Source organism: Janthinobacterium sp. GW822-FHT07A03 (assembly GCF_058798815.1).
The window spans coordinates 262,883-274,507 of record NZ_JBXAKW010000008.1; the positions used below are offsets into that span (position 1 = coordinate 262,883).

Here is an 11,625-nt window from a genome sequence, read left to right on the forward strand (position 1 = left end):
TTGGATATTTTGAGTTTTCATAATTATCTGAATTTTTTCACGCCAAACCGCCAGGGTCAATTGATATATGTCATGTTTCGCAGTATTATACAAAAAATCGAATTTACAGAAAATTCTGAAAACTCAAAAAGTATAAGATGCCGACCTCGCCACTGTCCTTGCCCCGCTTTATTCTTCCCCGTGCCGCCAGCCTGGCGCAAGGCGGCGCCGCCTTGCTGTGGCTGCCGCAAGCGGCCTTGCTGGCCTGGGCCGTGCAAGCCATGCAGGACGGCGTACCGTGGCGCGCGGCCCTGCTGCCGGCCGCCGGCGTGCTGCTGCTGGGCGTGCTGCGCGCCGGTTGCGAAGCGTGGGGCGCGCGGCGCATGTATGTGGCGGCGCGCGAGCACCTGTCCACCTTGCGCGGGCAAGTGGCGCAGGCGCTGGCGCGCCGTTCGCCGCTGGACCGCCAGCGCGCGCAGTCGGGCCAGGCGGCCAGTGTCATCGCCGAGCAGGCCGAAGCCATCGTGCCGTATCTGGTGCGCTACAAGCCCGCGCGCTGGAAGGTCATGCTGGTGCCGCTCGTGATCCTCGCCGTGGTGACGCCGCTGTCGTGGATCGCCGCCTTGATCCTGCTCATCGCCGCGCCCCTGATTCCCGTCTTCATGGCCCTCGTGGGCATGGGTGCGCAGGCGGCCAGCCGCGCGCAGATGGTGGAAATGGGCAGCATGAACGCCTTCCTGCTGGACCGCCTGCGCGGCCTGGCCACCTTGCGCGCGCTCGATGCCGTCGATGCCACGGCCGCGCGGCTGGACGCCTCGTCGCAATCCGTGCGCCGGCGCACGATGGTGGTGCTGCGCATCGCCTTTTTGTCGTCCGCCGTGCTGGAACTGTTTTCCGCGCTGGGCGTGGCCATGGTGGCCGCCTTTATCGGTTTCTCGCTGCTGGGCAGCCTCGATTTCGGCACCTGGGGCCGCGAACTGAGCCTGGGGCAGGGCTTGTTCATCCTGCTGCTGGCGCCCGCGTTCTTCGAGCCGCTGCGCGAACTGGCCGCCGTCTGGCACGACAAGGCGGCCGGCGAGGCGGGCCTGGCCGGACTGCACGACCTCGCGGGCGAGGGTGTGCCCCTGCCGGGCTTTGGTGCGGAAGTTGCCGCCGTCTCCGCCGCCGCCATGGCGGTGGCGCCGCCGCCCGCCATTGACATCCATCAACTGCGCTTTGCCCATCCCGGCGAAGCACCCGTGTTCGACGGCTTTGACTTGAGCGTGCGCGCCGGCGAACACGTGGCCCTGCTGGGCGCCAGCGGCGCCGGCAAGACCACCTTGCTGTCCTTGCTGGCCGGCCTGCTGCCCGCCAGCGGCGGCGACATCCGCATCGGCGGCGTGCGTCTGAATGACGGTACCGTTAATACCTTGCGCCAGCGCATGGCGTGGATGGGCCAGCGTCCGCACGTGTTTGCCGCGTCCGTCAGCCAGAACGTGACCCTGGGCCGCGCAGGCGCGCAGGCCGCACAGGTGACGCAGGCGCTGCACCTGGCCGACTTGGCCAGCGTGGCGCAGGCGCAGCCGGCCGTCATGCTCAGCGATGGCGGCCAGGGCTTGTCCGGCGGCGAAGCCGTGCGCCTGGCGCTGGCCCGCGTGGCCCTGCATCCGCATGCGGACTTGCTGCTGGTGGATGAACCGACGGCGCACCTGGACAGCGAAACGGCGGCGCGCGTCACGGATGCCTTGCTGGAATTGGCGAAAGGCAAGACGATGCTCGTCGCCACGCACGATCCCGTGCTGGCCGGCCGGCTGCAGCGCACGGTGCAAGTTGATGCCCAGGCGCATGCGCAGACGCAGAAAGCAGAGGCGCGCGCATGAAAACATCGCTGATATCGCACCCCGTCCTGCGGCAATTGCTGCTGGCCCAGCCCCGCAAGCTGATCGGCGGCGCCCTGCTGGCGGCCCTGACGGCGGTGGCCGGCATGGCCTTGCTGGGCTTGTCCGGCTGGTTTATTACCGCCACGTCGATCGCCGGCTTGCACGCTTCCACCGCCATCGTCTTCGACGTGTTCGGTCCGTCGGCCGGCATCCGCCTGCTGGCCATCGGCCGCACGGGCTCGCGCTATGCGGAACGGCTCGTCACGCACGACGCCACGTTCGCCGCCCTGGCGGCCATCCGCGTGCAGCTGTTTCGCGGCTGGTCGCGCCCGGAAGCGGCCAGCCGCTTGCTGCGCCAGCCCGCCAAGCTGCTGTTCCGCCTGACGGCCGATATCGACGCGCTCGAAGCGCTGTACCTGCGCCTGCTGGTGCCAGCCTTCACGGCACTGTGCGCGGCCTTGCTGGCCGGCGTGGCGCTGGGCGTGATGCAGTGGCAGCTGGGCCTGGGCCTGGCCGCGTGGCTGCTGGCCGCCGGCGGCGGCATCAGCTGGATCGTGGCGCGCCGCGCCCGCCGTCCCGCCATCGTGCGCTCGCGTGCCATCGAAAAGTTGCGCTCCGGCACCATCGACCTGGTGGCCGGCCAGACGGACCTGGTGATGGCGGGCCGCATCGGCGCTCAGTGCGCGGCGCTGGGACAGATCGACCGCTCGCTGGCGCAGGCCGATTTCGTCTTGCTGCGCCTGGAGACGGCGGCCGGCGCCGCGTATGGCGTGGCCGGCAGCGCGACCCTGGCAGGGGTGCTGCTGGCCGTGGCCGCGCTGGTGCAGCAGCAAACGCTGAATCTGCCGCTGGCGGCGCTGGCCCTGCTGATCGCGCTGACGGCCGTGGAACCGTTTGCGGGATTGCGCCGCGGCGCGCTGGAGGCGGGCCGCATGCTGCTGGCCATGCGCCGCCTGGCGCCGCGCCTCGACGCTCAGGAGATCGCAGTGCCGCCGGCTGACAGCGCACCGGGCTTGCGCCTGGAGCAGGTCAGCGCCGCGCATGCGGGCAGTAATGTTGCCATTTTGCATGACATATCGCTGCATATCGCCGATGGCGAGCGCGTGGCCTTGATCGGCCCCAGCGGCGCGGGCAAGTCCACCTTGCTGGCCATCGCCGCGCGCGAGCTGGCGCCCCTGTCGGGGAGCGTCAGCGCGCCGCGCGCCTGCCTGTTCACCCAGAAGACGGAACTGTTCCAGGACAGCTTGCGCGACAACCTGCGCCTGGCCGACCCGTCCGCCAGCGATGCGCAGCTGTGGGCGGCGCTGCAGGCGGCCGGCCTGGACGACGAAGTGCGGGCTTTCGCGGGCGGCCTGGACACCATGCTGGGCGAGGGCGGCCTGGGCTTGTCGGGCGGCCAGGCGCGCCGCTTGGCGCTGGCGCGGCTGTTCCTGCATGCATCGACCTTGTGGCTGCTGGACGAGGCGACGGAAGCGCTCAATGCGCAGACGGCCAGCGATGTCCTGCAGCGCCTGGCCGCGCGCAGCGAAGGGCGCAGCTTGCTGATCGCAACCCACTTGCGGCGCGAAGCGGCGCTGGCGGACCGGCTGCTCAGCCTGCGCGATGGCCGCATCGTCGGCGACGCGCGCCGTGGCACGCCAGCCTTCGAGGCGGCGCTGGCGGGCTTGCGCGCAGATTAAGGAATCAAGGAAAGACGGGAGACAAAGGCGGTCCGCATGCCAGCGTGAGGGCGGCGGAACCAATCGAATCGCATCAGATAGATACCAAGTTTACAATTACAGTAGGGAAACACCAAGGAAATCATATGGACTTCGATATTGTCGCTTTATCCAGACTGCAGTTTGCGCTGACAGCTCTGTACCACTTTATATTCGTTCCGCTGACGATCGGCCTGTCAGTGATCCTCGCCATCATGGAGACGGTCTATGTGATGACGAACCGCCCCATCTGGCGCGACATGACCAAGTTCTGGGGTGTCTTGTTCGGCATCAACTTCGCCATGGGCGTGGCGACGGGCGTCGTCATGGAATTCCAGTTCGGCATGAACTGGAGCTATTACAGCCATTACGTGGGCGACATTTTCGGCGCGCCGCTGGCCATCGAGGGCTTGATGGCTTTCTTTCTGGAAGCGACCTTCGTCGGCCTGTTCTTCTTCGGCTGGGACAAGCTGTCGAAGCGGGGCCACCTGGTCACCACCTGGCTGGTGGCCATCGGCTCGAACTTCTCGGCCCTGTGGATCCTGATCGCCAACGGCTGGATGCAAAATCCCGTCGGCGCGGCCTTCAATCCGCAGACCATGCGCATGGAAGTGACGGATTTCGGCGCCGTGCTGACGAATCCCGTGGCACAGGCGAAATTCGTGCACACGGTGTCGGCCGGCTATACGGCGGCATCGATCTTCGTGCTGGGTATTTCCGCCTGGTATCTGCTGAAGGGCCGCCACGTGCAGCTGGCCAAGCGCTCGATGACGGTGGCCGCCTCGTTCGGCCTGGCCGCCACCTTGTCGGTGGTGGTGCTGGGCGATGAAAGCGGCTACCTGTCGTCCGAACATCAAAAGATGAAGCTGGCCGCGATCGAAGCCATGTGGACCACGGAGCCGGCGCCCGCCGCCTTCACGGCCATCGGCTTTCCTGACGCGAAAGCGCGCGAGACGCATTACGCCGTGCACATCCCGATGGTGATGGGCCTGATCGGCACGCGTTCGCTGACGACGGAAATCCCCGGCATCGAGCAATTGGTCGACCGCGGCGAGCTGCTGATCCAGGATGGCATCAAGGCGTATGACGCGCTGCAAACCATCCGCAGCGTGGCGCCGGGCAGCCCCGTGCCGCAAGAGGCGAAGGACGTGTTCGAGTCGAAAGGCCAGTCCATGGGCTATGCCTTGTTATTAAAACGCTATGTCGACGATCCACGCCAGGCCACGCCCGAGCAGATCCGCAAGGCCGCGCTCGACACCGTGCCGCCCGTGGGGCCCTTGTTCTGGTCCTTCCGCGTGATGGTGGGCCTGGGCATGTTCTTTATCTTGTTGACTGGCACCTTCTTCATCCTGTCGACGCGCCGCACCCTGGACAAGCACCGCTGGCTGCTGAAACTGGCCGTGTTCGCCATCCCGCTGCCGTGGGTGGCCATCGAGGCGGGCTGGATCGTGGCCGAAGTGGGCCGCCAGCCGTGGGTCATCGAAGGCGTGCTGCCGACGGCCGTGGCCGTCTCCAACCTGGGGGCGTCGACGCTCCTGATTACCATCGCCGGCTTTGCCGCCATCTACACCGTGCTGTTGATTATCGAAATGAAGCTCATGCTCAAGGCCATCCGCAAGGGGCCGGAAGAGACGCCGCGGGCCCCTGTGCCAGCGGCCGCAGCCATTCATACTCAACGCGCCTGAGGAGGGCCAGACCATGATTTTGCATGAAATGATTTCGTATGAAACCCTGCGCCTGATCTGGTGGCTGCTGATCGGCATCCTGCTGGTGGGCTTTGCCATCACGGACGGCTTCGACCTGGGCACGGGCATTCTGCTGCCGTTTGCCGGCAAGACGGACCTGGAACGCCGCGTCATCATCAACAGCATCGGCCCCGTATGGGAAGGCAACCAGGTATGGCTGATCCTCGGCGGCGGCGCCATCTTTGCCGCCTGGCCGCAGCTGTACGCCGTCTCGTTCTCGGGCTTTTACCTGGCCATGTTCGTCATCCTGGTGGCGCTGATCGTGCGTCCCGTGGCCTTCAAATTCCGCAGCAAGCGCGAAGACCCCCGCTGGCGCGCCCGCTGGGACGCGGCCCTGTTCGTGGGCGGCTTCGTGCCGGCCCTGATCTGCGGCGTAGCCATCGGCAACGTGCTGCAGGGCGTACCGTTCCGTTTCTCGCCGGACATGCATATCTTCTATGACGGTACGTTCTTTGCTTTGCTCAATCCGTTCGCGCTGCTGTGCGGCCTCGTCTCGGTGGCCATGCTGGTGATGCATGGCGCCACCTGGCTGCAAGTGAAAACGGACGGTGCCGTGGCGGAACGTTCGCGCCGCTACGGCAGCGTGGCGGCAATCGCCACGGTCGTGCTGTATGCGCTGGCCGGCGTGGCCCTGTGGCTGTGGGTCGATGGCTACCGCGTCACCAGCGCCGTCGTCGTCGATGGCCCGTCGAACCCGATGCTGAAAACGGCGCAAGTGCACGTGGGCGCCTGGTTCCTCAACTTTGCCGCCCATCCGTGGACCTGGATCGCCCCAGCGCTGGGTTTGCTGGGCCCCTTGCTGGCCTTCGCCTTGCTGCGCGCGCGCCGCGAAGTGCCCGCCTTGCTGGCCAGCGCGGCCAGCATCGCCGGCATCATCCTCAGCGTGGGCGCGGCCATGTTCCCGTTCATCCTGCCATCGTCGATCGACCCGCGCGCCAGCCTGACCGTGTGGGATTCCTCGTCCAGCCACATGACCCTGTTCATCATGCTGGTCGTCACCGCCGTCTTCATCCCCCTCATCGTGGCGTACACGACGTGGGTGTATAAAGTGCTGTGGGGCAAGGTTGACGGCAAAGCCATCGAGGACGACACCGGTCACGCTTATTGAGAACACCTGACTAAACCTACTGCGCGTCGCCCTTTGCGGCCGGCGATGCTCACCGTACTGGAGTACGGTTGCGCTTCTCGGCCACAAATCGCTGCCGCTCGCTACGGTTTTGTTAGGTGGCGTTAGTTTGATAGTAAAAACGATCAAGCTGGAATTGAAGAAAGGAAATAATTATGTGGTATTTCGCCTGGATACTGGGTCTTCCGCTGGCGGCGACGTTCGCCGTGCTCAATGCGATGTGGTATGAAGTCGCCGATGGCGACACGACGCCCGAGCAATACCGCGACACGCCGAACTAGGCGCGTGGCGGCTTGACTGGCCCCGCCCGGCGTGATGGTTTTGCCATCGCTGCCCGGCGGGGCATTTTTATGGTTTCCGCGGATTGCCGAAAAGCAACCGCAGCAATAAGAATGCTGTCAAGTAAGGATAGAGTTGTTGTGCGAGCAACATGGAACTCGTCGCCGTACCGGTAATTTATGTATTTTGTTTTATTTTTGTTGTTTTCATTTATTTTTATTAAATTCGTTTTAATTGCTGAGAATGCGCTGTAAAATAAGTTGCTTTTTATAAAAAATAAAATGATTATTTGGCAATGCATTCGGCTTCGAATGATCGCCTGCCACGCATGCGATAGCAGTGTCACCTCAGTAGCTGAACCAGAGGCAAGCATAGTTAATCTAAGGAAAACATCATGAATATGCTAAGAGGACTCAAACTATCGCACCGGTTAGCTGTGCTGATTGTGATCTTTTCAGTCGGCTTCATCCTCTATGGCCTATGGTCCTTCAAGACTTTGCAAGAATGGAAAGTGAATGGCCCTGTCTATCAGAAGATCGTGCAAAGCAAGGATCTGATTGCGGACGTGTTGCCACCGCCGGAGTACATACTGGAATCCTATCTGGTCAGTTTTCAGCTGCTGGCGACCGAGGATCGTGCCGAACAGGCGCAGTTAATCGCACGATTCAAAACGCTCAAACATGATTACGATGAGCGCCATGCATTCTGGAACGACGCGAAACTGGATGCCGATATCGCCGGGCTGTTGCTGAACAAGGCGCATGCGCCGGCGCTGGACTTCTATACAGTTGCACTGCAACAATTCATTCCCGCAATTGAGGCACAGGACAAGGCTGGCGCTACTGTTGCGATGAAAAAAATGACGATGAGTTACGCCCAGCATCTGCAGGCAATCAAGCAGCTGGTCGAGATGACCACCCAACGCGCATCGGCGATAGAGGCGGAGTCGGGCGCGCGCATCACGGTGGCGAGCAGCTTGCTGCTGGCGATACTGCTGCTCTCGCTGGGCACGGCGATTGCGGTGGCCGTGCTCATCAGCAAGAGTATTACCAAGCCACTGCAGGATGCCGTGCACATTGCCCGCATTGTCGCTTCCGGTGACCTGCGCAGCCATATCGCGGCCGACTATCGCGACGAGCCGGGCGAATTGCTGCGTGCTCTGAAAAGCATGACGGAGAGCCTGCGTCATACGGTGGGCCGTGTGCGTGGCGGTACTGAAACCATTTCGACTGCCTCGCAGGAAATTGCTGCTGGAAATCTGGACCTCTCGGCCAGAACGGAGGCTCAGGCCGGTGCACTGGAGCAAACGTCGTCGGCGATGCAGCAGTTAACCAGTAATGTGCAGCAAAATGCCGAAAGTGCTCAGCAAGCCAATCAACTGGTCTTGTCGGCTTCAGCGGTAGCGGTGCAGGGCGGGCAGGTGGTCGAGCGTGTCGTCGCGACCATGGTATCCATCAAGGACAGCTCGAACCGTATCGTCGAGATCATTTCCGTGATTGACGGCATAGCGTTTCAGACCAATATTCTGGCCCTGAATGCGGCTGTCGAAGCGGCGCGCGCCGGTGAACTGGGGCGCGGTTTTGCTGTCGTCGCATCGGAGGTGCGCGCCCTGGCGCAACGTTCCGCGAGTGCCGCCAAAGAGATCAAGCAGCTGATTGCCGAGTCGGTCGAAAAAGTCGAGCTTGGCAGCAATCTGGCCGATGAGGCGGGCGGCACGATGAAGCAAATCGTGTCCTCTGTCCAGCAAGTCGCGGGCATCATGGGGGAAATCGCCGTCGCCAGCCACGAACAAAACGATGGCATCAAACAGGTGAATCAGGCCATCAGTCAGATGGATGCAGTGACCCAGCAGAATGCCGCCCTGGTCGAGCAGGCAGCAGCGGCAGCGGCCAGCATGCAGGAGCAGGCGCACAACATGATGCAGGACGTGCGCATGTTTACATTGCTGGCGTGTCCTGATTGACCGGCCTTTGCCCCCAGGGCAGCGCCTGGCCGGCCAGGCAAGGCATGGGACTCAGGGCGGCGTCTTGCTGACCGGTTTGGGGGTGGCAACGGCGATCGGGTCGCTGGCCGGAAAGCTTTCCTTCAGCGCTTCATCGAGCGCTTCCTCGGCATGGCTTTCGCTGGCCGGCGTGGGCGAATCGCGCTCCGGTGGCGGGGCGGGCGTGGTGGCGGCGTTGGTGCTGGAATGCATGATATTCCCCTCGCGGTGGTGCGCCATGGGGCCGGGGTGGCCTGGGCGCGGACTGATGCATCCAGCCTAGCACATCGCGCAGGAATGGCGCGCCGGATGCGCCTGCCGCAGGGGCGGATGGCGGCGTCTGCTACACTGCGCTCCACTTTTATCGACGGAACCGCCATGACCTCCCCATCCCTGCCATACCGCGCCACCGCAACCGAAGCTTGTGCCTGGCTGGCGCAACAGACGGGCACTCCGTGGACCCTGGCGCGCCTGCTCGAACAGGGCGGCTTGCCGTATGTCTGGCTCGATTACAGCGAGCAGTGGAGCGAGCTGTTCCATGACGGCGTGACGCGCTACGCGGCGCCCGTGGTGTTCATTGAGGACAAACAACACCTGGCCGCGGGCGCCGGCGACGTGTGGCTGCGTTTTACGCGCGACTCGGGCAACATCGCCATCGAACTCAAGGCGCCGGGACTGCGCGTGCCGCTGGACGGCTTGCACTTCCAGGAGCGCGATCTCTTGCGTTTGCTCAAGGAGTTGCAGCACCCGGCGCCGGCCGACACGGCAGCGGACAAGGCGCCCGTCGTCTTGCCCAGCGCTTTGAAGGGCCTGGGCCGCGAACAGATTTTGACCGCCTTTGCCGGCGTGGGCAAGGTCGACCTGGACCAGGGACTGGCCAGCGGCGTGGGCATCTTTGGCGACGATGGCGCGCGCGTGCGCAAGAATTCGCGCGGCGGCAAGAACAGCCATGTGTGGCATCCCGTCACCCTGGCGTTCGGCTTGCACGACGTGCACCGCGTGCCGATGACGCACCTGAAGAAGGCCTTCGCCACGCAACCGTTGCTGCGCGAGTGGAAGGCGGACTGGCTGGAATCGCTGCGCCTGCTGGGCGAGTGAGCTTATAACTCGATGGGCGCCACCTCGGTGCCGATATCGGGCGCCGCGTAATGCATGCTGAAGTACACGAAAGCGCCGATATTGAGGGCGACCGTGATCCAGAACACGATGCGGAACGAGCGCTTGCTCGACTTGTGGCGCAGCCATTGCTGGGCCAGCACGGCGCCCGGCCAGCCGCACAGCAGCCCCAGCAGCAGGGTGCGTTCCGGGGTGCGCCAGCGGCCCCCTTTTGCGGCGGACTTGTCGATCGCATAGGCAACGAAGCAGCTGAGGCTCAGCACGCCATACACGAGGGCGACCAGGGCGGGAATGTGGAAAAAGAACGTGGCCAGCAAATACAGGACGACAAAAAACAGGATGACAAGGTAGGGCATAGGATGTGGTGGCTTGAGCGGAGGGCGTGAGTATCCCACACGGGGCGCTTTGCCGCCGTCTAAAATAAACAGCCTTGCGCCGTATCGATGTGCACGGCGCGGCGGCGGGCGTGGCCCGTTTTCAGTGCTTCGCGGTCGCTCGACAGGGAAATGCCTTCCAGCGCCAGCAAGGTTTCCTTGGCATGCAGGCCGCCCGCAAAGCCCGTCAGCTCGCCCGTGGCGCCGATGACCCGGTGGCAGGGGGCGATGATGGAGATGGGATTCTTGCCGTTGGCGGCGCCCACGGCGCGCACGGCGGCGGGGCGGCCGATCTGGCGCGCGATCTCGCCATAGCTGCGCGTCTGGCCGTACGGTATCGTCAGCAGCGCGCGCCAGACTTCCTGCTGGAAGGCGGTGCCGGCAAAATCGAGCGGCACGTCGAATTGCTGGCGCGTGCCGGCAAAATACTCGCCCAGCTGACGCGCCGTTTCCTGCAGCACGGCGCAACCGTCATCGACGCGCATCGCGCCCAGGCGCACGCGGTTCGGTTTGTCGTTTTCCCACAAAATCGCGGCCAGGGCCGCGCCGCGCGCCACCAGGGTCAGCTCGCCCACGGGCGAGGGCACCACGATGCAGTCGTATTCCATGTTGGTTCCTTGATCAGATGGCGCCAGTGTAGCAGGATGGCGGCAGCCTGCGTATTGCGTGTAGGATAGTGTTTTATCGACATGGAGCACCGGCTTTGACGACGATCCCCACCTATGAGACCATCCGCGCGATTGCCGCGCGGCTGGTGCAAGAACGCTATCCCACGGCCGTGGCGGCCATCATCGGCGGCTCGTTCGCCACGGGCCGGCAAACGGCCAGTTCCGATATCGACTTGCTGCTGCTGTTCGACCACGTCGACTGCGCCTGGCGCGACACCATCGTGGCCGAGGAGCGCACGGTGGAACTGTTCGCGCACGATCTGGCCACGTTCACGTATTTCTGCAAGGAAATGGATGCGCCGGGCGGCACGGTGCCGCTGGCGATGATGGTGATGGAAGGGGAAAACATCCTCGCTGCAAGCGAGCATTCCGCGCAGTTGCTTGCGCTGGCGCAAGCATTCGCCGCCGCCGGGCCGCCCGTGCTCGACGCGGAAAACCTGCAGCGCCGCCGCTACGCCATCACCACCGCGCTGGAAGATCTGGTCGACAGCACGCACCCGGGCGAGGCGCTGGCCGTCGCTTGCCAGCTGTACCAAGCGCTGGCCGACCTGCACCTGCGCGCGGCGGGGCAGTGGAGCGGCGGCGGCAAGCACCTGTTCCGCCGCCTGCAGGCCTTCGATCCCGTCATCGCCGGCCAGCTCGATGGCGCGCTGCGCCTGGTCGCCAGCGACTTGCCGGCCGGCCAGCGCGCGTTCGGGCAAGTCGCCGCCGCCGTGCTGGCGCCCGTGGGCGGTCCCTTGCTGGACGGATTTACCCTGCCGGCGCCCGCGCACTGGCGCAGTGCGCCGGCAGACTAGCTTG

Annotated in this window: 12 protein-coding genes; 8 read left to right on the forward strand and 4 right to left on the reverse strand. The window is 64.4% G+C overall.

Annotation, left to right across the window (positions count from 1 at the left end):
• Positions 1-137: 137 nt before the first annotated feature.
• The 5 genes from cydD (at position 138) to cydX (ending at position 6,687) form a co-directional block, all read left to right on the forward strand.
• Positions 138-1,838, forward strand: a complete 1,701-nt coding sequence (gene cydD, locus AC1RJW_RS22960) for a thiol reductant ABC exporter subunit CydD (RefSeq protein ID WP_493047006.1) — start codon at positions 138-140, stop codon at positions 1,836-1,838.
• Complete coding sequence (locus AC1RJW_RS22965) at positions 1,835-3,517, forward strand: amino acid ABC transporter ATP-binding/permease protein (RefSeq protein ID WP_493047007.1); 1,683 nt, start codon at positions 1,835-1,837, stop codon at positions 3,515-3,517. The genes cydD and AC1RJW_RS22965 overlap by 4 nt, the downstream gene beginning before the upstream one ends.
• 125 nt (positions 3,518-3,642) lie before the next feature.
• On the forward strand, positions 3,643-5,220 hold the full coding sequence (locus AC1RJW_RS22970) for a cytochrome ubiquinol oxidase subunit I (protein WP_493047008.1): 1,578 nt from the start codon (positions 3,643-3,645) through the stop codon (positions 5,218-5,220).
• 13 nt (positions 5,221-5,233) lie between these two features.
• Positions 5,234-6,388 carry a cytochrome d ubiquinol oxidase subunit II gene (gene cydB, locus AC1RJW_RS22975; RefSeq protein ID WP_493047009.1) on the forward strand — a complete coding sequence of 385 codons (1,155 nt, stop codon included), beginning with the start codon at positions 5,234-5,236 and terminating at the stop codon, positions 6,386-6,388.
• A 173-nt stretch (positions 6,389-6,561) separates the two neighbouring features.
• Complete coding sequence (gene cydX, locus AC1RJW_RS22980) at positions 6,562-6,687, forward strand: cytochrome bd-I oxidase subunit CydX (protein ID WP_070222085.1); 126 nt, start codon at positions 6,562-6,564, stop codon at positions 6,685-6,687.
• Here cydX and AC1RJW_RS22985 read toward each other — a convergent pair.
• Complete coding sequence (locus AC1RJW_RS22985) at positions 6,684-7,058, reverse strand: hypothetical protein (RefSeq protein ID WP_493047010.1); 375 nt, start codon at positions 7,056-7,058, stop codon at positions 6,684-6,686. The genes cydX and AC1RJW_RS22985 overlap by 4 nt on opposite strands.
• Positions 7,059-7,079: 21 nt before the next feature.
• Here AC1RJW_RS22985 and AC1RJW_RS22990 point away from each other — a divergent pair, with 21 nt between their 5' ends.
• Complete coding sequence (locus AC1RJW_RS22990) at positions 7,080-8,648, forward strand: methyl-accepting chemotaxis protein (protein ID WP_493047011.1); 1,569 nt, start codon at positions 7,080-7,082, stop codon at positions 8,646-8,648.
• 51 nt (positions 8,649-8,699) lie between these two features.
• Here the strand turns inward: AC1RJW_RS22990 and AC1RJW_RS22995 are convergent, their stop codons facing one another.
• Positions 8,700-8,879 (reverse strand): hypothetical protein, encoded by a 180-nt coding sequence (locus AC1RJW_RS22995; RefSeq protein WP_493047012.1) that lies wholly within the window; start codon positions 8,877-8,879, stop codon positions 8,700-8,702.
• A gap of 165 nt (positions 8,880-9,044) precedes the next feature.
• On the opposite strand from AC1RJW_RS22995, the gene AC1RJW_RS23000 reads away from it, so the two are divergent.
• Entirely contained in the window at positions 9,045-9,764 is a 720-nt protein-coding gene (locus AC1RJW_RS23000) for a hypothetical protein (RefSeq protein ID WP_493047013.1), read from the forward strand.
• A 2-nt stretch (positions 9,765-9,766) separates the two neighbouring features.
• Here AC1RJW_RS23000 and AC1RJW_RS23005 read toward each other — a convergent pair whose 3' ends face one another.
• Together AC1RJW_RS23005 and AC1RJW_RS23010 are read right to left on the reverse strand one after the other, a co-directional pair.
• Positions 9,767-10,138: a DUF1294 domain-containing protein gene (locus AC1RJW_RS23005; RefSeq protein WP_493047014.1), complete on the reverse strand. Its 372-nt coding sequence runs from the start codon at positions 10,136-10,138 to the stop codon at positions 9,767-9,769.
• Positions 10,139-10,197: 59 nt separating this feature from the next.
• The gene (locus tag AC1RJW_RS23010; protein ID WP_493047015.1) at positions 10,198-10,764 is read right to left on the reverse strand and encodes a methylated-DNA--[protein]-cysteine S-methyltransferase; all 567 of its coding nucleotides are present in this window, start codon (positions 10,762-10,764) and stop codon (positions 10,198-10,200) included.
• 95 nt (positions 10,765-10,859) lie between these two features.
• Here AC1RJW_RS23010 and AC1RJW_RS23015 point away from each other — a divergent pair, with 95 nt between their 5' ends.
• Entirely contained in the window at positions 10,860-11,621 is a 762-nt protein-coding gene (locus AC1RJW_RS23015; protein WP_493047016.1) for a nucleotidyltransferase domain-containing protein, read from the forward strand.
• The last annotated feature ends 4 nt before the right edge of the window (positions 11,622-11,625 follow it).